Below are 22322 nucleotides of genomic sequence, written 5' to 3' on the forward strand. Positions count from 1 at the left end.
CACCGGGCGGCACGGGGACGATCGCTCACATCGTCAACAACACCGGTGGGCCGTCGAGTTCGGCGCACAGTGTGGCGGATCCGGTGAACTACCCGTAGCAGCAGGTGAGGCCGCCTCTCAGCGGGGCGGCCACCAATGTGCCCGCCCCCGATTGAACCGATGTGGTTTGGTGGACGTGGTTCGGGGCAGGCGCGTAACGGGAGTGCGCTCTCACAGCAACACCGCCCCGTGTGGTGCCCGGCCGATCCCCCCACTATCGACCGCGCACCGCACGGGGCGGCCCCCGGCCCGGTGAGCGCCGAACCCGTGCGGTGGGCCGAGGGGACCGCAGGCCAAGGGAGCCGAACGCATACGCCCTCCCCCGGACTTCCGCCAGTCGATCTTCGTTTGCTCTGGGAGCCGGCTCCGCGCCCTGGTCGACGAGTCGCGACATCAACGCGCTGTGCCTACGTTTGTCCCGTATCGAGTCCACACGACGACGGGAGGCCACCGGTGCGTGCGCGCCCCCTCCGCATCTCACTGGTCTGCGGCCTCGCGCTCATCGCGGGCGCCGTGGCGGCCAGTGCGCTGGCCGCCCACGAGGACAGCGCCAGCGCGTCCGTCCGGCCGAGCCGCCCCCAGTCGGCGCGGGCCGGGCAGGCCGCCACCGCCCCTCATCACCCGACCGGCGGGATCCCCTGGATAGCGCAGGGCGGCGCGGCCAACCCGCCGAACCGCCCGACCACGCTGGCCGACGCCTATGCGTTCACCCGGACCGGAATGCTCAGCCCCGCCGTCGCCGGCGACCCCGAACTGGTCTATGTGCCCAACAGCGGAGAGACCGGAATGGGCGGCACCAGCAACTCGCCCAACCGCGACCGGGACACCGTCACCGTGATAGACCCGAGGACCTTCCGCGTCGTCGGCCACTACCCGGTCGGAAGGCTGCCGCAGCACGTGACCCCGTCCTGGGACCTGAGAACGCTGTGGGTCGACGCCAGCGGCAGCAACCAACTCGTACCGCTCGACCCGCGAACCGCCCGGCCGGGCAAGCCGGTTGCGGTCGACGCGCCATACAACCTGTACTTCACCCCGGACGGCGGCTCCGCCCTCGTCATGGCGGAGCGGCGGAACCACCTGGACGTGCGGGACCCCCGCACCATGGCGCTGCGGCGCAGCGTAACCGTGCCCTGTTCAGGCATCAACCACGCCGACTTCTCGCCGGACGGCCGCTACTTCATCGCCAGTTGCGAGTTCTCCGGGCAGTTGCTGAAGTACGACACGGCCACTCTGCGGATCCTCGGTGAACTCGACCTCGGCCCGGAGGCGATGCCGCAGGACGTCCGGCTCGGGCCGGACGGGCGCACGTTCTACGTCGCCGGCTTCCACAGCGGGGAGTTGGTCCTGGTCGACGGCTCGACCATGCGCGAGCAGGGCAGGATTCCCACGGGGGCCGGGGCACACGGGATCTACCCCAACCGCGACGGGACGCTGCTGTACGTTTCCAACCGCCAGGACGGTTCGGTCAGCGTGGTCGACCCGCGTACCCGTACCACCACGGCCACCTGGCGGATACCGGGCGGCGGCTCGCCCGACATGGGCGGGGTCAGCGCAGACGGCACCCAACTGTGGCTGTCCGGCCGCGACAACGACGAGGTGTACGTGTTCGGAACCGCGGACGGACGGCTACTGGCCCGCATCCCGGTCGGCGCCAACCCGCACGGGCTGGCGTTCTTCCCGCAGCCCGGCCGCTACAGCCTGGGCCACACGGGCAACTACCGCTGAAAGCATGGCGGTTGGCCGGGCCGCTACTTGCCCTGGTTGGCCGAGGCGAGGCCGGGAGGGGCCGCGGCCAGCGCGTCGTGGATGGCGCGCACCAGCGCCAGGGCGGACTCCTCGGTCAGCTCCACCGCCACCCGAGCCCCCGGCCCCTGCTCGGGGTTGATGAAGTCGATGTTCAGGGTGTGTTCCTGCGGCGCGTGCCGCGGGTGGTCCACATAGACCGTCGCATGGGTGAGCGGGAACCACCCCTGCGCGCCCTTCACGTCACCGATCAACTGCTCGTCGGCGACGCCCCCGGCGGCCCGGGACCGCGGCCGCCGCGTCGTCCGGGCTGGCGCCGGGTGCCTGGCGGAAGTAGAGGTTCGGGCACCGTGCCGCGTAGCCGTGCGCCGCGAAGTTGCGCACCATCTGCTTGGTGGCCTCGTCGTAGCCCGGCATGTGGTGGATCACCACGACGCCGCCGAACCCGGTGCGGTCCACCGGCCGGGCCAGGTACGCCTCGACGGGATCGCCGTCTCCGGCGGTGATGGTGACCGTTCCGGCCGTCATCGTGTCGCTGATGTCGTCTCCCGTTGTCCACGGTGCCACTTGCGTCCCACTGCACTGCTGGCGACTGCCGGTTCGACGCATGCCTACCACACGCAGCCCACTCACCGAGCGGAACCGGTCTCAGCTCCGCCAGCCCATCGTCAGCAGCGTGCCCAACCCGGGGGCGAGCGTGACCAGTACCGGCACCAGGATCATCAGCAGGCCCACCGCGGTCAGATTGAGCCGTTGCAGCGGCCGCAGCCGTGGCGCCCCGGTGAGTAGCCGGTCGACGCGCGCCGCCACCTCCTCGACGGGCGGTGGCGGGGGCGTCCCCGGGGCCCAGGCGGCGGGCACCGAACGGGACGCGCCGAGCCGGGTCTCGTTGAGGTCGAGCAGCGCCAGGGCGGTCGCCAGATGGCCGTGCCGGTAGGCCGCCGCGTCGTCGGCGGCCAGCTCCACCAGCCGCGCGGAGTGGTCCGCGTAGGCGGTGAACAGCGAGGCGCCGGGGAACGCGGTGGCCAGCGCCCCGGCGGACTGCAGCAGCAGATGGTGCCTGGCCCTGGCGTGGGCGCGCTCATGGGCGAGCACCGCGTCCAACTGCTCCTGGCTGAGTCGGCGCATCGCCCCGGTGGACACCACGAGCTGCAGCGGCCTGCGCGGCAGTGGCAGCGACCACGCCTGCGGCCGTGGGCTCTCCATCACCAGCAGCCGCTCGGCTCGACGCGCCCGCCACCGCTGCCGGCTCTCGTACGGCAGCGGTGGGGCGGCCCGACGCAGCTCGTGGTAGCGGCGGCGCCGGCTGATGCGGGCGATGTGCGCCTCCCGCACCAGGTGCAGCACGACGTGGACCGCGGCGGTCACCAGCACCGCGGCGAACACCCCGCGCCAGGCCCCGCCCACCGTCAGGTCGTAGGAGTCCTGTACACCGCGCGGCGCGATCCAGAACAACCGGTCGCGCAGCGGAGCGCACAGGGCGGCGGCGGTGACGAGCAACGACAGCCCGAAGCACAGGAGTACGGCGGCGACGGCGCACTGCCAAACCCACAGCGCGACCACGGGTTCACGCTCCTGCCAGTCGGCCCGCGCCAGGATCCGCGGTGCCGCGATAGCGAACGCGACACCAACGAGCGGCAGCGCGAAGGCCGTTCCCACAGTGTCCCTCCTCCGCCGGTTTGTGGCCTGCACACCGCAGCATGCCCGGCGAAGCGCCGGGCCGCCACGTGGACAGGCCAACCCGAGGGGGATTGTGCTTACTTCACGACACCGCGGCCCGCCTCCGGCTCAGCGGCGCCGCCGTGCGGCGCCGATCGCCTTGGCCACCGCGGACGGCACGACCCGTGTGGCCAGGCGGCGGGCCGCGGGCCGCGGGCGGTCGCCCTGGGCCTGCCCCGGCGCGGCTGCCGACCGGTGCCGGGACGCGGGGTGGGGCGGGGCCACGGCCTTTCTGCCGTCGATGCGGATCAGCGGGGCGCCGGCGACGGACTGCACCTCGTGCCACAGGTCGCGGCGCTCGCCCAGCCAGCCGAGCAGTTCGTCGCGCACCAGGCCGGGGTCGCCCCATGTGCCGTAGAGCTTGGTGCTGGTGATGCAGACCGCGTTCAGGCCGCCGGTGGTGACCGCCTGCCAGGTGGCGGCGGCGACGCCCGGGCAGTGCTCGGCGCGGAAGTCGTCCAGGGCGACGATGCCGTACGGCCGCAGCAGGGCGCGGGCGCACTCGATGTCGGCGTGCACGTGGTCGTACAGATGCGAGGCGTCGATGTGGACGAAGCGGCAGCTGTTCTCCCGAACATGTTCCGGGACGAGTGAGGACGGCCCCTGTACGACGGTGGGCAGCGCGTCGTGGAAGGACAGGTAGTTGGCCTCGAAGGCGCGCCGGGTCAGGGTGGAGTAGGACTTCGCCATCTCGGCGCTGTTGGAGGAGTCCTCGGCGGGCGAGTCGAACAGGTCGCACACGGTGAAGCGATCGCCGTCCCCTACGTAGCGGCCGCAGAAGATCGCGCTCTTGCCCAGGTAGGCGCCGACCTCCAACAGGTCGCCGGACTCGTCGCGTTGGCGCTGCCGGGTCAGGAACCAGTCGAAGAGGAGTTGGTCGACCGGGAAGAACCAGCCGGGCACATCGGCCAGCCGTGCGGGGGCGGGGAGCTGCTCGTCGGTGTCCACGGGGGAAGTGGTCATGAGCGTTCCGTTTTTCGGTCGGCAGGACCCGAGCAGGGTGCCGGACGCCGGTGTTGCCGAGGTGTTGCCCGCGCGTCGGCCCGGTGAACACCTCGGGTTGCCTACCGCCGCGCGGCGGGCCGTGGCGCCCCGGCCTACTGCGCTCCCGGGTCCAACGGCGGCGCCGGTACGCCGCAGTTCACCGTGCACTGCGGATGCGCGCAGACCGTCCCCGGGCGCGGCGCCCGTACGGTGAACCAGGCGAGCACTCCCCCGGCGGCCATCACCACGGCGCAGATGACCACCGCCTCCTGGAACGCCCGGTGCACGGTGGGCCCGGAGGCGTACTGGCTGCCGGAGAGCCCCACGGCGAGCGGCAGTGCCGCGACGGCGAGCAGTCCGGCGGCCCTGGCGGCGGCGTTGTTGACGCCGCTGGCGATCCCGGCCCGCCGCACCGGCACGGCGGCCAGCACGGTGGAGGTCAGCGGTGCGACGAACAGCGCCATGCCCAGGCCCTGGACCACGGCGGCGGGAAGCACCGTGCTCCAGTACGCCCCGGTGGGTCCCACCCGGCGCAGCAGGGCGATGCCCACGGCCGCCAGCAGCGGGCCGACGGTCAGCGGCAGCCGCGGCCCGATCCGCCGGGCGAGGTCACCGGCGCGGGCGGAGAGCGCCAGCATCAGCAGGGTGATCGGCAGCATGGCGACGCCCGCCTGCAACGCGCTGTAGCCGGAGGCGACTTGGAGCTGCACGGGCAGCAGGAACAGCACTCCGCTGAGCGGCGCGTACAGGCACAGGGTGATCAGGTTGACGACGGTGAACGTCCGGGACCTGAACAGGTCGGGCGGCAGCATGGGATGGGTGCGCCGCCGCTCCAGCGCCACGAACGCCGCGCCGAGCAGACAGGCCGCGACCGCGCAGCCGAGCACCGGTGCGGAGGGGCCCCGCGACGGGGCCTCGACCAGCGCGTAGGTCAGTGCCGCCAGCGCCAGCGCGGCGAGGGCGGCGCCCGACACGTCGAAGGAGCCGGTGCGCTCGCCCTCCCGGCTCTCCGGAATCCAGCGCACCGCGACGGCCACCACCGCCAGGGCCACCGGGCAGTTGATGAGGAACACCCAGCGCCACCCCGGGCCGTCCACCAGCCAGCCGCCGACGAACGGTCCGACGGCCGCGGCCACCCCGCCGAGTCCCGACCACGCGCCGACCGCCCGGGCACGGTCCCGCTCGATGTAGGTGGCCTGGATCAGCGCCAGCGACCCGGGCGTCAGCAGTGCGCCGCCCACGCCCTGGAGCGCGCGGGCCGCGATCAGCACGCCCATGTTGGGGGCGAGCCCGCAGGCCGCCGAGGCGAGGGCGAACCACACGGTGCCGATCACGAAGACCCGGCGCCTGCCGAACCGGTCCCCCAGCGATCCGCCGAGCAGGATGAGTCCGGCCAGGGTGAGCATGTAGGCGTTGATCGTCCACTGCAGGGCGGCCAGTGAGGCGTGCAGGCTCTCGCCGAGACGGGGTAGCGCGACGTTCACCACGGTGCCGTCGAGCAGCGCCATTCCGGAGCCGAGTACCGTGGCCAGCAGCACCCACCGGCCGCGGGCATCGGCCAGACGCACTCCGCCGGCCGCGTCGCTCTCCGCCGCGTTCGCCGTCATGGATCGATCGTCGGCGATCCGGCCGCCTTCGGGTACGAGGCGCGCCAGTCAGACGGTGGCCACCGGTTCAGGACGTTCCGCAGCCGCCCCTGGAGTCGCCGTATGCAGCGCACGAGCCCGCCCGCCGCCTCCCGTGGGGCGGTCCGCCGGTGAGCGCCCGGCTGCGGCTGACGGCCGGGCAGCGGCGGTCCCGGGTGGGCTCGCGGCACCTTCTGGCGCCGGGCGCCAAAGGCGCGGTGGTGGAGGAGGTGGCGCACGCGCTGGTGGGGCTGCATGCCACCGATCCGGCGACGGTCTACCTCGCCGCGCGTCGCCGCGACCGGCGCGGTCGCCGTGGAGTTGGACGAGGGCACCGGCTTTCTGCTGCCGGACGACACCGGACCCGTCCCGGAGCCAGAGCCGTGGGCGGCGTTGCTGCCCGCGCTCGATCCGACCGCCATGCGCTGGCGGCACCGCGACTGGTACGTCGATCCGGACGCGCGGCGGCAGCTGTTCGACCGCTACGGCAACATCGGCCCCACCGTGTGGTGGAACGGCCAGGTGATCGGCGGTTGGGCACAGCGTCCGGACGGTTGCGTCGCCTACCGCCTGCTCACCGACGCCGGGCGGCAGGCCCGGACGGCGGTCGACGCCGAGGTCGAGCGGCTCACCGACTGGCTGGGCGAGACCCGGTTCAGACCGAGCTTCCGGACACCACTGGAGCGCGAGCCGACCCCATGACCACCGCGCACGCCCGGCGCACCGGTGCACAGTCAACGCGCTCCCGCCGCACCGACCCCCCGCACCGGTGACCGACTTTCGGTATTCGCCGTGAAGCGCACGCCAACGCCTCTAGTCTGATCTTCCCCGCCGTTTCCGGCGGCGCGCTCGCGAGAGGAGCAGGCCATGGCGACGACTGTGACGCTCGACGGTGAGCTGGATCTGCTCACCACCGCGCGCACCACCGACCTGCTCGCCGCCGCGACACTCACCACCTCGGACGTCGTGGTCGATCTGAGATCGGTGACGTTCATGGACGCCACCGGCCTCGCGCCGTTGGCACACACCGCCTGCCAGGTGCGGCGGCGGGGCGGCCGGATGACACTGGTGCTCGCCGATCCCCGACTGGAGCGGGTACTGCGCCTGGCGCGGCTCAGCGACCTGTTCACCGTGGTACGCGACGGTGGCGACGCGGGCGCGTACTGCCAACGGCACGCGTGAACAGGGGGCGTTCGCGAACGGGAACGCCCCCGTACCGCCGCCGCGGCGGTACGGGGGGCGCGGCGATCAGGGTCCGACCGGGAGATCGGCGATCAGACCCGTCCGCCGTTGGCGGGGGCGGTGCCTGGCGCGCGCCGCCCATGGGTAGTGATACCCGGCCTCTGTAGGATTCCGGTGAAGACGGTGGCGCGGGGTGTGGTCACTTGCCGCCGGTGTGCTCCTCGTACGCCTCAAGCACCTCTTCGGTCGGGCCGTCCATCCACAGCTCGCCCTTCTCCAGCCACAACACCCGATCACAGGTGTCCCGGATCGACTTGTTGTTGTGACTCACCAGGAACACCGTCCCGGCCTCGGCCCGCAACTCCCGGATCCGCTCCTCCGACCGCTTCTGAAACGCCCGGTCACCCGTCGCCAACGCCTCATCGATCATCAACACATCGTGCTGCTTCGCCGCCGCGATCGAAAACCTCAACCGCGCCGCCATACCCGACGAATACGTCCGCATCGGCAACGAGATGAAATCACCCTTCTCATTGATCCCCGAGAAGTCCACAATGTCCTGATACTTCTCACGAATCTCGGAATTACCCATCCCCATCGCCAACCCACCCAGGATGACGTTCCGCTCCCCCGTCAGATCATTCATCAACGCCGCGTTCACACCCAGCAACGACGGCTGCCCATCGGTGTACACCCGACCCCGCTCCGGCGGCAGCAACCCCGCGATCGCCCGCAGCATCGTCGACTTACCCGAACCGTTCGAACCGATCAGCCCGACCGCCTCACCCCGGTACGCCACGAAACTCACCCCGCGCACCGCGTGCACCTCACGCACGTTCGGCGACGTACGACGCTGCACGATCCGACTCAACGCGGCCGTGGCACTGCCCTTGCCGCTGCCCGCACCATGCACCCGGTACACGATGTGCAGATCGTCCACGATCACCGTGGGAACCCTCTCGGCCCCAACCACCTGCTGCTCAGCCACGACCGTACTGCTCCTCAGCCTTCCAGAAGAACACGAAGCCCCCGATGCCCATGACCACCGCCCAGCCCAGGGCCAGCGGCCACACATGCGGCGGCAGGCTCTGCGCGCTCACGGTGTCGATAAGGGCGTACCGCGTCAACGTCAGGTAGATCAGGCCCGGATTCGCCTCCAGTAGCGCGGCGACCCAGTGCGGGGCGTGCGCCGTGAACACCCGCAGGTTGTAGAAGATCCCGCAGAAGTACATCCAGGTGCGCAGCAGGAAGGGCAGGAGTTGGGCGACATCGGCGACCTTCGCCCCGATCCGCGCCAGCGCCAGCGCCGTTCCGGCGTTGAACACCGACTGGAGGAGCAGCGCCGGAACCACGAGCAGCCAGTGCGCGGTGAACGGTACCCCGCAGGCGAGCACGATCACGCCCAGCACGCCCATGGAGAAAAGCAGTTGCTGGAGTTGGATGAGCGTGATGGCGATCGGCAGACAGGCCCGCGGGAACTGGAGCACCCTGATCAACCCTAGGTTGTCGGAGATCGCCCGCGTTCCGGAAAGCGCCGAGGTCTGGGTGAAGTTGAATACGAAGACGCCGGTGCACAGATAGGGGATGTAGTTCGGAATTCCGTGCCTGGTACCCAACAGCAGCCCGAACACAAGGTAGTAGACGCCCGCGTTGAGCAGCGGGGTCATCACCTGCCAGGCCTGGCCGAGCCTGGCCGTGGCGTACATGGCCGTGAGCCGCGAGGTCGCGTAGGCGGCGACGAAGTGGCGACGAGCCCACACCTGCCGGACGTACTCGGGCAGCGACGGCCGGGCGCCGCTCACGCTCAGGCCGTACGCGGCGGCCAGTCGCGCCGGATCCGGCTGCGGGGCGGTGACCGCCGCCAGAAGGGGCGGCGCCAGGTCAACAGTCACGTGGAGGGTGCTTTCGTCCGAGGGCGGGCACGGCACGGCGACGGGGAGCGAACGTCGGAACGATGCCGTCTCGTCGCTTGGTGGACGCTATCCGGCAATCCGATGGAACGCAACCGTTCCGTCGCTACGTCGCGTAGGCTCGGCACATGTCGCAGTCCCCGTCGTCCCGCCGCACACCCGCCGGAGCCGCCGTGCTCCGGGAGGACGTGACCGCCGCCATCCGTACCGCCGTGTTCGAGGAACTGGCCGCGGTCGGCTACGCGCGGATGACCATCGAGGGCATCGCCCGCCGGGCCGGGGTCGGCAAGGCGGCGGTCTACCGGCGGTGGCGCTCCAAGCTGCCGCTGGTCCTCGACGTGGTCTCGGAGGTCGCCGTCCAGGGCATGCCGGTCCCCGCCACCGGCAGCCTGCTCGGCGACGTACGGGCGCTGCTGGAGGTCACCGCCCGGGCGCTCGGACACCCCATGGCCTCGCAGATCGTCCCGGACCTGCTGGCCGAGGCCGCCCGCAACCCGGAGATCGCCCAGGCGCTACGGGCCGCCCTGCGCGGCGTACAGCAGGGCATCGCGCAGGCCGTGGTCGGGAGCGCGGTCGAGCGCGGTGAACTTCCCGCCGACATCGACCCCGACCTCGCGCTCGACCTGCTCGCGGGCCCCCTCTACTGGCGCCTCGCGGTGTTCCGCTCCCCGGCGCCCGCGGCCGACCTCGACGCCCTGGCGGCGGCGACGGTGGCCGCCCTCACCGCGGCGCGACGCGCGTAACGGAGGGGCCCATGGGGTGCGCACCCCATGGGCCCCTCCGCCGCGACGGCCGACAGCCGCTAGCTGAGCGAGAAGTCGTCCCCGTACACCTTGCCCTGGCCGTACCAGCCGTGTACGTAGACCGTGACCTTGCCCGACGACCCGGTGGTGAACGGAACCGTCAGCTTGGTCCAACCGCTGGCCGAGGTCCAGGTGTCGGCCGTCGCACCGCCGCTGACACCGATGTACGCGTAGTCGCCCTGGACCCAACCGGTCAGCGTGTAGGCGGTGTTCGGAGCGAGAGTGAGGGACTGGTCGCACTCGCCGGTCTGGCTAGCCGTCGGCGTCACCTGAAGGGCGTGGCTGCCGGAGTGGACCGGAGCACTGACCACCGTACTGCCCGACTGGCAGGTCCACGGGCTTGTACCACCGCTTTCGAAGCCGCCGTTGACGATGGCGCCGGAGCCCCCACCGGATCCCGTCACGGTGAGGGTGTACGTCGCCGTGTGACTTCCGGAGGCGCTCGATCCGGTGACGGTGATCGGGTAGCTGCCCGGCGCCGCCGACGAGGAGACCGACGCCGTCAGCTGCGCCGTGCCGCCCGCGCTCACCGACCGCGGGTTGAACGCCACCGTCACCCCCGAGGGCGCGCCGCTCGCCGTCAGGGCGACGTTCTGCGCGGTGCCCGAGGTCACCGCGGTGTTGACGGTGGTGCTGGCCGTACCACCGGGCGCCACGGAGCCGGACGACGGCGACACGGCGATGGAGAAGTCGTTGCCCACCGAACCACTGCCGCCGGTGAAGGGTTCGAAGGCGTGGCTGAAGTACCACTGACTCTGCGCGATTCCGGAGCAGGTGTCGGAGCCCGCGGTACCCGGGCAGCCGCCGTTGTCGCGCTGTAGCGCCCAGAACGACAGGCTGCTGATCCCCTTCTGGACCGCCCAGTTGTAGACCATGGTGGCATCGTCGGTGGTGAAGGTCTCCGCGGCGCCGTAGTCGTCGATGCCGGGCATCTCGGTGATGCCGACCATCGCCCACAGCTGCGTCGGGGTCTTCGACGGGTAGAGGCTCGCGAGTTGGCCGTACAGGCCGGAGGCGGCGTTCTCGGTGTCCGTCGCCATCTCATGGGTCGCGCCGTCGTAGTAGTCGAACGTCATGATGTTGACGATGTCGATGCGCGCCCCGTTCGACACCGCGTTCTGCAGCACGGCGAGCCCGCTGTCGGCCAGACCGCTGGTGGTGGTCGGCAGGGTGTAGGAGAACTGCACGGTACGGCCGTTGGCCGCCGCCCAGTCCTCGACCTGCTTGATCGCCTTGTTGCGGCGGTCGATACCGGCGCTGTTGGTCAGCGAGTTGTCCTCGGTGTCGAGGTCGATGCGGGTGACACCGTAGGTGGTGATCACGCTTTCGTACGCGGCGGCGATGGCGGAGACGTCGGTGCAACTGTCCGCGATCTCCGTGCCGGTGTTGTCCGCGGTGTAACCGCCGAACGAGGGGATGACATCGCCGCCGTTGGACTGGATGGTGGCGATGTCCGAGCCGAACGACGAGGCGGCGATCGGCTTTCCGGTGTCACCGTTCCAGTACGGGGTGCACGAGCCTTTCGACGCGGCCTGGATGAAGGCCATCGTCAGGTACTTCGCCCCGGAGGCCGATGACAGCGCGGCTGGGCTGTCGCCGTTGTACGCCTCGAAGTAGGGGGCGAAGACATGCGCGGGAAGGGGGGTCGCGGCGTGCGCCGCGCCACCGCCGGTCACGATGAGTCCCATGGATGCGGCGGCCGTCGCCAGGGCCGTCAGGGCAGCGCGAATCGATCGTATTCGTCTCATGTTTGCTCCCAGCAGGGTGAGGCGGCGTGGGGGGCCTCGGTGCGGCAAACATGATTGGACTAGACCAAGAGACTGTCAATACTCCTAACAGTTAGCGTCGTTAACTTCCCGGCGGCCGCAGCAGTCCCTTCGCATAGGCGACGGCCACCGCCGCGGCCCGGTCCTTGACGCCGAGCTTGGCGTAGATGTGCAGCAGATGGGTCTTGACCGTGGCCTCACTGATGAACAGCCGCGCGGCGCTCTCCCGGTTGGTGGAACCCGCGGCGACCAGGCCCAGCACCTCGATCTCCCGTGGGCTGAGCGGCTCCCGCTCCGGGGTACGGACCTGGCCGAGCACCCGGCTGGCAACCGCGGGAGACAGCACCGACTCACCCCGCGCCGCCGCCCTTACCGCGCGCACGAGTTCGTCCCGGGCTGTGTCCTTGAGCAGATAGCCGGTGGCGCCCGCCTTGACCGCGGGCAGCACATCGCTGTCGGTGTCATAGGTGGTGAGCACCAACACCCGTGCGGGCAAGCGCCGTTCAGCCATGGCGCGGATCGCGGAGACTCCGTCAAGCCGCGGCATGCGCAGGTCCATCAGCACCACATCGGGGCCCAACCGCTCGGCGAGCGCCACCGCCTCGGCGCCGTCGCCCGCCTCGGCCACCACCTCGAAACCGGGGTCACCGGCGAACATCCCGCGCAGCCCGTCCCGTACCACCGGGTGGTCGTCGGCGATCAGCAGCCGGACGGGAGCGTCGCACCCGATGTTCTCAGCCATCGACGCCCCCCTGGCTGATCGCCGGAAGCGTGGCGGACACCGCCGTACCGCCACCGCACTCCGACTCGACCTCCAGCCGTCCGCTGAGCCGCCGCACCCGCTGGCGCATCACGGTCAGCCCGAAACCACCGCCCTGCGCTCCCGCGCTGCCCGGCTCCGGCAGCGTCAACGGATCGAAGCCCGTGCCGTCGTCACGCACGTCCAGTGTCACCACGTCCTCCATGTACGACAGGGTCAGGCCGACGCGGGAGGCTGCCGCGTGCTTGGCGACATTGGCCAGCGCCTCCTGCGCCGCCCGCAGCAGCGTTATCTCCACCTCGGGGTGCAGCGGCCGGGTGGTGCCCGTGACGGTCAACTGCGCCTCGACGCCGTGCAGTTCCCGCCACTGACCGACCGCCTCGGCCAGCGCGGCGGGCAGCCCCGCGTGCTCCAGCGCATCCGGGCGCAGCGCCCGCACCGCCCGACGGGCATCGGCCAGGCCCTCCCTGGCCAGTCGCGCCGCGTTCACCAGATGCCGCCGGTCGGCGTCCGGACCTCCGCGCTCCCGCGCCTGGTCCGCCGCGTGGAGTTGGGTGACGATCCCGGCCAGCGCCTGCGCCAGGGTGTCGTGGATCTCCCGCGCCATGCGCTGGCGTTCGTCCATCACGCCTGCCTCCCGGGCCTGGCTGATCAGTTGGGCGTGCAGTCCGCGGTTCTCCGCGAGCATCGCCGCCAGCCGCACGTTGGCCGTGCTCAGAGCCGCGTTGGACGCCTTCCTGCGGCTGCTCTGCCGCTCGGTGATCCCGTCCAGGGCGAGCACCGCGCCGACCGACACCACGTTGAACAAAAACGCCACCGTCAGGTTGACGAAGCCCGCGCTGGTCGACGGCAGCATCCCGCCCGTCTGCGACACGGATACCGGCATCGCCGTCACCAACCCCCCTACGATCCGCCAGCGCCCGCGCAGATAGCGCATCGCGTGCAGATATCCCGCGAAGCCGAAGTACCCGAAGACCGGACTGGCCAGGGTCATCAGGAAGATCAGCACGATCAGCCCGCTGAAGTGGAACACCGTCAGCCACAGCCGGCCCTGGTCCTCGCCGAACCGGTCGTAGTGCTCGTAGCGGTCCAGCGCCGCGCGCAGCAACAGCCAGCCCAGCGCTGCCGCGGACAGTGCGAAGCAGTACGGGAGCGGCTTCGCCGTGGGCACCGGAACCGTCACCGCCAGCAGGACGGAGACCAGCAGCGCCGCGTACGGCAGATAGACCAGCATGGCCTGTAGCCGCTTCTCCCACAGCTCCAGGCGGGAGTCCTCGTCCGTGAGCGGTCTGTCCCTCCCCGCGCCGACCATGGTGTGTCCGGTCCCTTCCCCCCGCTGCCTGCCCCCGGTGGCCTGCCGGGCTCACTCCCAGCGGAACAGCCTGGCCGCCGCGCATCCGGCGACCAGCGCGAACACCGTCATTGTCGCCAGATCACCGGTGTGTGGCCAATGGCCGTTCCAGGCGTCAAGCACCGCCTCGGTGGCGGCACCACTCGGTATGAAGTCCCCTGTGCGACGCAGTATCCCGGGCATCAGATCGCGCGGTACCCACAGTCCGGAGAAGAACATCAGCGGGAAGAAGCACGCGATGCCGATGGCGTTGCCCGCCTTGGCGGACGGCGCCAGCGCCGCGAGCAGCATACCGACGGCGAACAGCGAGGCGGCGGCCAGCACGAAGGCGACCAGGAAGGCCAAGGGCGCCTGCGGCAGTTCGATGTGGAAGGCGAGCCGTCCCACCACCGCGACCAGCACCAGGGAGACCACGGAGACGACCGCGTAGAGGCAGACCAGTGCGCCCAGTATCGTCGCCGCGGGTACCGGGCTGGCCGAGATTCGGCGCAGCACGCCCTTTTCGCGGTAGGCGGTGAGGACCGGTGTCATACCGTTCATCGCCAGCATGACGAGCGTGAATACGACCATGACCGGTGCGTAGACCTCCACGGTCGACAGTCCGTGCAGTTTGGGTGACGTCCGGCGGAACGCGGGGACGGCGCCGAGTACGGCGAGCAGCAGTACCGGAAAGGCCAGGGCGAAGAAGACCGCGGCCGGATCGCGGAGGAACAACCGCCCCTCGGTGACGGTGAGTTTGCGCAGTGCGTACATGGTCTCCCTCCTCCCGGCGATGCGGCAGGTGGTGGTGGCGGTCATGTGAGGCGTCCGGTGAGGGCGGCATAGGCATCGTCCAGCGTGCGCTCATGGATGCGCAGATTGGCGACGAGGATCCGGTTGCGGGCGAGCAGGGCGGTGACCTCGTCGATCACCGATCCGCTGCCGCTGACCGTCACGGTTTCCAGGCACTGTTCGACCCGGGTGACGCTGGGCAGCGCGGACAGGGCCGCCAGGTCCACTTCCTGAGTGGGCCGGAAGCTGAGCGCCGTCCGCCCACCACCGCCGTACACCAGCTCGTCGGGGGTCCCCTCGGACACGATGCGCCCCTTGTCGAGGATGGCGGCGCGGTCGCACAACGCGGCCACCTCGTCCATGAAGTGCGAGACCAGGACGACCGTCACTCCGCCGTCCCGCAACCGCCGGACCAACTCCCAGGTGACGCGGCGGGTCTGCGGGTCCAGCCCGGTGGTGAGTTCGTCGAGGAACACCACGCGCGGATCGCCGACCAGTGCGAGGGCCATGAACAGCCGCTGCTTCTGCCCACCGGACAACCTGCCGAACCTCGCGTCCCGTTGCTCCTCCAGGCCCCACTGGGCGAGCAGCTCACCGGGGTTCCGTGGACACGGGTAGAAGGCGGCGTACAGGTCGAGCGCTTCGTGGACCCGCAGGGTGTCGGGCAGATGGGCCTCCTGAAGCTGTACGCCTATCTGGCGGCGCAGCTCGCGGCCCTGCCGCGTCGGGTCCAGGCCGAGAACGCGTACCGAGCCGGAGTCGGCGCGCCGCAGCCCCTCGACGCACTCCACCGTCGTGGTCTTCCCAGCGCCGTTCGGACCGAGCAGTCCGAAGATCTCGCCGTCCTCAACGGTGAAGGAGACACCGTCCAGCGCGGTGTGCCCTCCGTATGTCTTGGTGAGGTCCATGACCTCGATGACCGCCATGCCGATCAGCTCCTCGTCCGCCGTTCCCAGGGCACTGAAAGCGTCCCGCGCGGACCCGCCCCCGCGCGTCGCCCGACCGGTTGGACGGGCAGATCGGTGTGGTGGACGCGGCGTGCCCACCAGGTGGTTGACAGGCATCCACCGATCGGTTGATGGACGTGTTCGCCAACTCCCCGGTTCAGACGCCGCGTTCGCCGCGGCCCGGCGGCCCCCGGACAGCACGACGGCGCCCACCCGGAGGAACCACGGGTGGGCGCCGAGCGCGAGCGCCTTCGACCAGGCCGAAGCCGGAGCGGGGTATGTCCCCGCGTCGACTCACTTGATGGCGCAGGTGTTGCCGAAGGCCGGGTTCAAGATGCCGATGATGTCGATCGTGTTGCCGCAGAGGTTGACCCCGAGGTTGACCGGAATCTGGATGGCGTTGCCCGAGATGACACCCGGCGAGCCGACCGCGACGGCCCCGGCGCCGGCGTCGGCCGCGGCCAGTCCGGCGCTGCTCGCGACAGCGGCCCCACTCACAGCGGTCACCACGAGCGCCTTGGCGATACGCGACATGGTTTATTCCTTTCATGCATGAAGATCAGCGGATCACGCTCCCCACCGACAGCGGCAGGGATACTGACCAACGCGCAGATGCCCCATTTGTAGCGCAATGCCCCTCGAACAGGTGAATACCCGCGCAGCAGTCAGCGCAATGGTGACGTCCACCGGCGAGTCCTCCGCCCCACCGCACCCCAGTTGCCCTCCGCGCGGCGGGGCTTGACGCCGCCCGGGGCAACCGCCCGCTCCGATGGAGCAGCCGCGTCCGGCTCGCCGCGACAGACCGGGGGGAGCCACCTAGCGTCACTAAAGTCCCATTCGCTTCGCTCGCTCCGAGGAGCTGATCGTGAAGAAGACCCTCGCACGTGGCGCCGCTGTCGCCTTCATGTCCGCCGCCGTCGTCCTGCCGCTGTCCGGCGTGGCCCAGGCCATGACACCCACCTGGAACCACCCCGACCACCAGCAGCGCCACTGCCGACACCACCATCACCACCATCATCACCACCTCTGGAACGACGACTGGGCCAACCCCTGGGGTTGGCGCGACCACCGGGGCATGTTCGACCACCACTGACCCGGTGCACCCAGCGGCGTGACATCGACGGTCCCCGGCACTGCCGGGGACCGTCGCATGCCGGGCGGAGTCAGCCGTCGTTGGACGTGTGCGCCACTGGTTGCCTACGGTTCGCCGTATGACGCGGCGACAAGTGATCCTGAGCGGTTCGACCTTCGAGGAGCGGATCGGGTACGCCAGAGCGGTGGTCGACGGCGACTGGGTGCATGTGTCCGGCACGACCGGATTCGACTACGCGACCATGACGATCTCCGACGACGTGGTCGAGCAGGCCGAGCAGTGTCTGCGCAACATCGAGGCGGCGCTGGCCGAGGCAGGGTGTTCGTTCGACGATGTCGTCCGGGTGCGCTATCTACTGCCCGTACGTGAGGACTTCGAGCCGTGCTGGCCGACGCTGCGCCGCCGCTTCGGGGAGGTCCGCCCGGCCGCGACGATGATGGTGTGCGGCCTGGCGGATCCGCGGATGAGGATCGAGATCGAGGTGTACGCCCGACGGCCCGCGCTGGGACGCTCCTCCTCGTGAGCCCGGGGTGCCACGCACCACTACCGACGCACAAGTGGCGGAGGTGGTGGTGCTTCCCCGACGCGATCGACCGCCAGACCGAGCCCGGCCTGGCGGTCACGTCATCTGCGACCACCCGCGCACCCACAAGGCCTGCGGTGCACGAGTGGCTGCTCGCGCGTCACCGCTGCGAGCAGCACTTCACCCCGACGTACTCAACGAGGTCGAGCGGTGGTTCGCCGAACTGCGACGACGTTGTCTCGAAGGCGGGGTGTTCTGCTCGCTGGACGAGCTGAAGACCTCGATCGAGGGCTGACCAAGCACTGGAACGACCAGGCCCGGCCCTTCGGATGGACAAGGACACCCGCCCAGGTCATCGACCGTATCCGCCACGCATGCGACAGGATCTGCCGACCGGCTCGCTAGGGTCGTCGTCCCAGCAGGCACAGGAGTCTGGTCTGGTCGTCCGCCCCCTCCGGCGGCCTGATCGACTGTGCGAACAGGCCACTCTTGGACAGGCCCTTCGCATAGGGTTCGACTTCCCGCAGGCAGGCGGCGGCCAGACCGTCCGGCATCTTCTCGTCGGCGCCGATCGCCCGGGCCAGGTCCCAGGCGTGGACCGCGGCGTCCGTGGTCATCTGGGCGCAGTAGGCGCTCGCCGGGCTGTCACCGTAGGACAGGTGGACCGTGCGCTTGAGTGCGCCCGGGATGCGGAACGCCTCGTAGGAGGCGGCTGACGCGCGGTCCCAGGCGGCCACCGGATCGTCGCCGAGCTGGTCGCCGTCGTACGCGTCGCCCACGTCCGCGACGGTGGCCCCGTCGAGCACCAGGTCGGGCACCCAGAGCTGCTCAACGGTCAGGTGGTTGACCAGATCGCGCACGGACCAGTCGGTGCAGGGCGTGGGGGCGTCCCACTGGTCGTCGCGTACCGCGTGCACCGTGGTGGTGAAGAAGTCGATCGCCTCTTCGTGTCGGCGCAGGATCTCTTTCTCAGACATGCTGCCGATTCTTCCCCCCGGCTGCCCGCGCGGCGCATTGCCGTCAGCACGTGTCGGGGGCGGCACGGTCCGGCGCCGCCCCCGCACTCCCCGGTCAGCGCAGCGGGGCGGTGCCGCTGTGCAGGTGTACCACCCCGCCGTCCAGCGGGCGCCAGTGGACCCGTTCCCATCCGGCGGCGGCGATGCGCGCGCCGAGAGCCGCCGGATCCGGCCAGTCCTCGATGGACTCACCCAGGTAGGCGTACGCCTCCGGATTGCTGCTCACCCTGCGGGCGATCAGCGGCACGAGATGCCGCAGGTACGCGCGGAACAGAGCACGCCGCAACGGTGTCTCCGGCAGGCTGAACTCACATACCGTCAGCAGTCCACCGGGCCGGGTGACCCGGAGCATCTCGGCCAGCACCCGCGAGGAGTCGGCGACGTTGCGCAACCCGAAGGATATGGTCACCGCGTCGAACGTCCCGTCGGGAAAAGGCAGTTGGTGGCCGTCGCCGACGACGAAGTCCATCGCCGGATGCCGACTGCGGCCTATGGCCAGCATGCTCGCCGAGAAGTCGCAGGCTACGACCCGCGCGCCCCGGGCGGTCAACGCCATCCCGGAGGTGCCGGTGCCCGCCGCGACGTCCAGGATCCGGCGGCCGGGCCCGGCCTGAACGGTTTCGGCCATCTGCCGGCCCCAACTGCTCATCCGGCCGAGCCACAGCCGGGCCCGGGTGCGGTCATAGCCCTGCGCGACCTCGTCGAACATGGCGGAGACCTCCGCCGGATCCTTCTCCAGACCTGCTCTGACCACGGTGTTCCCGTCTTCCGGACAATGGGGGGACAACACTTCCATGCCCATGGCGGAAATGTCCCTCCCTCGTGCGGCCGGATCGTTACGGTCAGCCGCCCGCGCCCGTCGACCGTCCCCGGCCCCTCAACCGGCCTTTCAGCCCGTGACCTTGGCCGGGCAGAGCCGGTGCGTACCGTGCTGTCCGCGCAGCGTGGCGTCCACGCACCCGCCGGGCAGCCCGTCGTGCGAAGTGGTGCCGAAGTTGGCGGTCACGGTCAGCGTTCCGTCACCGAAGACGGTGCGCTGCACCTGGTGGTCGTCGGTGAGGTAGCGGAACGAGGTCATCGGCTGGGTGCCGGCGGCCTCGTGCAGCGGTGCGAAGTACTTCTGAAGCGAGGCGAGTTCGGCGCCCTGCTGCTGCAACGACGGCCCGTCCAGCACGAAGTTGAGCGGCACGTTGTACAGCATGGCCAGCAGCGCGCGGGTGTTCTTCTGCTGCGGCAGCTTGTCGAACGACAGCTCCCAGCGCTCCACGTTGACCACGGAGTCGTGCAGCGCGGTCTCGTAGAGCGGCACCCGGTACTTAGGATCGTACATCGCGGTCGCCAGGTCGGCGGGCAGGTCGACCGGCTTGAAGAAGACGCCGGGCGCCTTCGCCGGAGCGTAGCCGCCCCAGGTCTGCCGGTCCTTCTCCAGCGGCCACAGGCCGTCGGCGACGGGTGTCGCGGAGCCGTGGTCGTAGGCCAGCACCTGGTTGGCCCAGGAACCGGCCGCTTCCGAGCCGAGGACCAGCTTGTCGCCCGCGGACAGCCGCTTCATTCGGGCCATCCGGTTGGCACGGTCCTGGGCCTGGGTCATCGGGTGCGCCGAGCTGTGGTCCTGGTACAGCTCGCCGGCGGCGTCCACGTCCAGGAAGTAGCTGTTGACGCCGTTGGCGGTCATCTGCCGGGTGCGTTCGGCGAGGTAGTGCTGGCTGGGCTCCGCCTGTTCGAAGGCCTGCGAGCTGAGGTAGCAGCCGCGGTCGTGGAAGCCGGGGACCGGCTTGCCGTCGGCGCCCTGTACACAGAAGTCGGGGTACACGGTGCCGGGCCAGCTGGAGGTGGGGCTGTCCGAGGTCTTCGGGTCCTGCCCGTTGGCCCATGAGTCGTACGGCCCGACCAGGTATCCCGCCTTCTTGGCGGCGGTCACCGCCGCGGCGCTCATCGGTGAGCCGTCGGCGTCGTAACCGAGCCACATCCGGGAGACGCCCAGCTTCTTCAGCTGGGCTATGCCGTCCGGGGTACGGGCGTCGCCCCACAGGTAGGCGTGGAAGGCGCCGAGCAGCTTGGCGTTCTGCGGATTGGCGGCGATCTTGTCGCGCAGGCTGCCGAGCTGGCCGTGCTGCGAGAGCCAGCCGCGGTAGTCCACCGCCGGGGCGGCCGGGGAGCCGTCGGTCAGCGCGAAGGTGACCGTGTAGCCGTCGGTGGCGTCGGCGTGCGAGAACTTGTGGCTGGTCGTGGTGTGCAGTCGGCCCTGGTCGGAGCTGAAGCTCAGGGTGCTGCCGATGTCGGTGGGCACCAGGTAGCTGACGCCGTGCCCGGTGCCGCGGAGCGTGTAGCCCCACATGGGCATGCTCAGGTCGGCGGACATGTCGGCGGCACTGCCCGCGAGCCCGGCGGCCGAGGAGTTCCAGAAGCGGTCGCCGACGGGGACGGACAGCCCCTCACCGCGCGGGAACTGGACGGCGTCGGTGGCCGGGTCGGTGCCGGTTACGGGCCAGTTCAAGGTGGTGTCCCGATGGGCGGCGGCGGTGACGCTCAACCGCCCGTGGTCGGCGCGGGCGGTGAAGTCCAGCCCGGATCCGGCGTAGCTCCAGTGCGCGGCGCCGTCGGAGACGGTGATCCGGCCCGGGGTGCCGGGTGCGGTGGCGGGCGCGTCGGACAGCCGTACCGTGCGGCCGTCGTCGGTGCGCGCGGTGACCCGCAGCGATGCGGTGTCGATGCTGGCGGTGCCGCCCTGGACGGGGACGTCGATGCGGTTGCCGTCGACCCGCGGTGCGGCGGCGGGCCGGACGGGACCGGCATTGGCGACGACGGCGGTGCCAGCTGCCACCAGCGCGGTCGCGGCGGCGAGGAACGGTACGGCGCGCCGGACCCGGCCGCGCCTGCGGTGCGTCGTCGGTGCTTGTGTGTGTCGCGTTGAGTCCATGCGGAGTTGATAGGGGCCGATACTGAACGGTTCCTGAGAATGGCCCGGCAACCCCTGGACTCCCGTGCTCCCCGGGTATTCGCGCGCTGACCACTCGTCACTCACCCTCAGTTCGTACGACGATGGCAGCGTTGTGCCGCTCGTGCCGCCGGTCCCGCACCTCGCTTCCCGTGGAGGAACCGCCCATGTGCAGATCGAGTGCTCTCCGTGCCCTGGCCCTCCTGCTCCTCACAGCCCTGGCCGTCGCCTACGGCGGGCCCGCGTCGTACGCCGCCGCACCGCCACCCCCCGCGCCCGGCGCCTCGGCGCCGACGTCCGCGGGCGGCGACGACTCGTACTGGACGGCGCGGCGCATGGAGGCGGCCCAACCGGTCCAGGACCGCAAGCCGGCCAAGGCGTCCGTACGGTCCGCGGCGACCGTGCCGCCGAGCCACCCGTTCAACGGGATACCGCAGGTGGGCACGTTCTTCTGGACCGACGGCAAGAACATCGGCCGCTTCTGCGGCGGCACCGTCGTGCGTAGCCCGCGGCGCGATCTGGTGGTCAGCGCCGGGCACTGCCTGAGCCACCCTGACCCCAAGAGGCATCTGTCGTTCGTCCCGCAGTACCACGACGGGCTGAAGCCGTTCGGCATCTTCCCGGTCTCCGCGATATACATCGACGCCCGGTACTACGCGCTGGGTTCGGGCAAGGGCGCCCGCTGGGACTACTCGGTGGAGCGGTTGGCGCCACGGCAGGACGGGCGCGAGGTGGAGGATGTGGCCGGAGGCTTCGACCTGGCGGTCTACTCCGGGTACGCACATTCCCATGTGCGGCTGATCGGATATCCGGGGTTCAGCGACGCCAGCCACCCCAAGCCGCTGGACTGCTGGTCGTCCACGCACAAGTACACCAGCACCGACCCGGGCGCGCCCGGTGACTTCCTGGAGATCGCCTGTGCGGCGTACATCGACGGCACCTCCGGCGGGCCGTTCCTGGTGCGGGACCCGTTCGGCTACGCGCTGATCGGCGTCATCGGCGGGTACCACACCGGCGGTGACACTCCCGACATCTCCTACAGCTCGTACTTCACCAAGGACACGCTCGCGCTGTACGTCCACGCCGTGCTCGGCGATCCGCCCGCGGGCGGCGGTCAGCCGGCCACCTGACGGCGTCCGTGAGCGGTGGGGC

23 protein-coding genes and 1 pseudogene are annotated in these 22322 nt (G+C 70.7%); 8 read left to right on the forward strand and 16 right to left on the reverse strand.

What is annotated here, in order from left to right; translation table 11 throughout:
* The first annotated feature begins 492 nt into the window (after positions 1-492).
* Positions 493-1764, forward strand: coding sequence for a YncE family protein (locus P3G67_RS21535; RefSeq protein WP_276094922.1), 1272 nt, complete (start codon positions 493-495; stop codon positions 1762-1764).
* A gap of 23 nt (positions 1765-1787) precedes the next feature.
* Here P3G67_RS21535 and P3G67_RS21540 read toward each other — a convergent pair whose 3' ends face one another.
* From P3G67_RS21540 to P3G67_RS21560, 5 genes are all read right to left on the reverse strand, one after another.
* The gene (locus P3G67_RS21540; protein ID WP_276094923.1) at positions 1788-2036 is read right to left on the reverse strand and encodes a DUF6295 family protein; all 249 of its coding nucleotides are present in this window, start codon (positions 2034-2036) and stop codon (positions 1788-1790) included.
* Positions 2026-2310: a dienelactone hydrolase family protein gene (locus P3G67_RS21545; RefSeq protein WP_276094924.1), complete on the reverse strand. Its 285-nt coding sequence runs from the start codon at positions 2308-2310 to the stop codon at positions 2026-2028. Before P3G67_RS21545 ends, P3G67_RS21540 begins: the two co-directional genes overlap by 11 nt.
* A 120-nt stretch (positions 2311-2430) precedes the next feature.
* Entirely contained in the window at positions 2431-3441 is a 1011-nt protein-coding gene (locus P3G67_RS21550) for a M56 family metallopeptidase (RefSeq protein ID WP_276094925.1), read from the reverse strand.
* A 129-nt stretch (positions 3442-3570) separates the two neighbouring features.
* A complete protein-coding gene (locus P3G67_RS21555; RefSeq protein ID WP_276094926.1) occupies positions 3571-4464 on the reverse strand; it encodes a class I SAM-dependent methyltransferase in 894 nt (297 codons plus the stop codon).
* A 134-nt stretch (positions 4465-4598) separates the two neighbouring features.
* Positions 4599-6092 carry an MFS transporter gene (locus tag P3G67_RS21560; RefSeq protein WP_276094927.1) on the reverse strand — a complete coding sequence of 498 codons (1494 nt, stop codon included), beginning with the start codon at positions 6090-6092 and terminating at the stop codon, positions 4599-4601.
* 234 nt (positions 6093-6326) lie between these two features.
* On the opposite strand from P3G67_RS21560, the pseudogene P3G67_RS21565 reads away from it, so the two are divergent.
* Together P3G67_RS21565 and P3G67_RS21570 are read left to right on the forward strand one after the other, a co-directional pair.
* Positions 6327-6812: pseudogene (locus tag P3G67_RS21565) on the forward strand (DNA glycosylase AlkZ-like family protein); the annotation flags it as partial.
* A gap of 165 nt (positions 6813-6977) precedes the next feature.
* The gene (locus P3G67_RS21570; RefSeq protein WP_276094928.1) at positions 6978-7292 is read left to right on the forward strand and encodes an anti-sigma factor antagonist; all 315 of its coding nucleotides are present in this window, start codon (positions 6978-6980) and stop codon (positions 7290-7292) included.
* Between the two features lie 199 nt (positions 7293-7491).
* On the opposite strand, the gene P3G67_RS21575 is transcribed toward P3G67_RS21570, so the two are convergent.
* Together P3G67_RS21575 and P3G67_RS21580 are read right to left on the reverse strand one after the other, a co-directional pair.
* Positions 7492-8280: an ABC transporter ATP-binding protein gene (locus P3G67_RS21575; protein WP_276094929.1), complete on the reverse strand. Its 789-nt coding sequence runs from the start codon at positions 8278-8280 to the stop codon at positions 7492-7494.
* The gene (locus P3G67_RS21580; RefSeq protein ID WP_391858314.1) at positions 8273-9184 is read right to left on the reverse strand and encodes an ABC transporter permease; all 912 of its coding nucleotides are present in this window, start codon (positions 9182-9184) and stop codon (positions 8273-8275) included. Before P3G67_RS21580 ends, P3G67_RS21575 begins: the two co-directional genes overlap by 8 nt.
* Before the next feature lie 146 nt (positions 9185-9330).
* On the opposite strand from P3G67_RS21580, the gene P3G67_RS21585 reads away from it, so the two are divergent.
* A complete protein-coding gene (locus tag P3G67_RS21585; RefSeq protein ID WP_276094930.1) occupies positions 9331-9945 on the forward strand; it encodes a TetR/AcrR family transcriptional regulator in 615 nt (204 codons plus the stop codon).
* A 59-nt stretch (positions 9946-10004) separates the two neighbouring features.
* Here the strand turns inward: P3G67_RS21585 and P3G67_RS21590 are convergent, their stop codons facing one another.
* The 6 genes from P3G67_RS21590 to P3G67_RS21615 form a co-directional block, all read right to left on the reverse strand.
* Positions 10005-11753 carry a carbohydrate binding domain-containing protein gene (locus P3G67_RS21590; RefSeq protein WP_276094931.1) on the reverse strand — a complete coding sequence of 583 codons (1749 nt, stop codon included), beginning with the start codon at positions 11751-11753 and terminating at the stop codon, positions 10005-10007.
* Positions 11754-11853: 100 nt separating this feature from the next.
* Complete coding sequence (locus tag P3G67_RS21595; RefSeq protein ID WP_276094932.1) at positions 11854-12513, reverse strand: response regulator; 660 nt, start codon at positions 12511-12513, stop codon at positions 11854-11856.
* Positions 12506-13843, reverse strand: coding sequence for a sensor histidine kinase (locus tag P3G67_RS21600; protein ID WP_276094933.1), 1338 nt, complete (start codon positions 13841-13843; stop codon positions 12506-12508). Before P3G67_RS21600 ends, P3G67_RS21595 begins: the two co-directional genes overlap by 8 nt.
* 51 nt (positions 13844-13894) lie before the next feature.
* Positions 13895-14680 (reverse strand): ABC transporter permease, encoded by a 786-nt coding sequence (locus tag P3G67_RS21605; protein ID WP_276094934.1) that lies wholly within the window; start codon positions 14678-14680, stop codon positions 13895-13897.
* Positions 14677-15579 (reverse strand): ABC transporter ATP-binding protein, encoded by a 903-nt coding sequence (locus P3G67_RS21610; RefSeq protein ID WP_276094935.1) that lies wholly within the window; start codon positions 15577-15579, stop codon positions 14677-14679. The genes P3G67_RS21605 and P3G67_RS21610 overlap by 4 nt, the downstream gene beginning before the upstream one ends.
* 315 nt (positions 15580-15894) lie before the next feature.
* Entirely contained in the window at positions 15895-16134 is a 240-nt protein-coding gene (locus P3G67_RS21615) for a chaplin (protein WP_269857339.1), read from the reverse strand.
* Positions 16135-16465: 331 nt separating this feature from the next.
* Between P3G67_RS21615 and P3G67_RS21620 the strand changes: the two genes are divergently transcribed.
* The 3 genes from P3G67_RS21620 (at position 16466) to P3G67_RS21630 (ending at position 17511) form a co-directional block, all read left to right on the forward strand.
* A complete protein-coding gene (locus P3G67_RS21620) occupies positions 16466-16693 on the forward strand; it encodes a hypothetical protein (protein WP_276094936.1) in 228 nt (75 codons plus the stop codon).
* A gap of 118 nt (positions 16694-16811) precedes the next feature.
* On the forward strand, positions 16812-17216 hold the full coding sequence (locus P3G67_RS21625; RefSeq protein WP_276094937.1) for a RidA family protein: 405 nt from the start codon (positions 16812-16814) through the stop codon (positions 17214-17216).
* 145 nt (positions 17217-17361) lie between these two features.
* On the forward strand, positions 17362-17511 hold the full coding sequence (locus tag P3G67_RS21630) for a hypothetical protein (RefSeq protein ID WP_276094938.1): 150 nt from the start codon (positions 17362-17364) through the stop codon (positions 17509-17511).
* Positions 17512-17617: 106 nt separating this feature from the next.
* Here the strand turns inward: P3G67_RS21630 and P3G67_RS21635 are convergent, their stop codons facing one another.
* The 3 genes from P3G67_RS21635 to P3G67_RS21645 all read right to left on the reverse strand — a co-directional run bounded on the left by P3G67_RS21635 (position 17618) and on the right by P3G67_RS21645 (position 21152).
* Positions 17618-18193 carry a TIGR03086 family metal-binding protein gene (locus P3G67_RS21635; protein ID WP_276094939.1) on the reverse strand — a complete coding sequence of 192 codons (576 nt, stop codon included), beginning with the start codon at positions 18191-18193 and terminating at the stop codon, positions 17618-17620.
* Positions 18194-18287: 94 nt separating this feature from the next.
* Entirely contained in the window at positions 18288-18986 is a 699-nt protein-coding gene (locus P3G67_RS21640; protein ID WP_276094940.1) for a ubiquinone/menaquinone biosynthesis methyltransferase, read from the reverse strand.
* Positions 18987-19121: 135 nt separating this feature from the next.
* Positions 19122-21152, reverse strand: coding sequence for a glycoside hydrolase (locus P3G67_RS21645; protein WP_276094941.1), 2031 nt, complete (start codon positions 21150-21152; stop codon positions 19122-19124).
* Positions 21153-21337: 185 nt separating this feature from the next.
* On the opposite strand from P3G67_RS21645, the gene P3G67_RS21650 reads away from it, so the two are divergent.
* A complete protein-coding gene (locus tag P3G67_RS21650; protein ID WP_276094942.1) occupies positions 21338-22300 on the forward strand; it encodes a trypsin-like serine peptidase in 963 nt (320 codons plus the stop codon).
* The last annotated feature ends 22 nt before the right edge of the window (positions 22301-22322 follow it).

Source organism: Streptomyces silvisoli (assembly GCF_029269905.1).
Taxonomy (GTDB): Bacteria; Actinomycetota; Actinomycetes; order Streptomycetales; family Streptomycetaceae; genus Streptantibioticus_A; species Streptantibioticus_A silvisoli_A.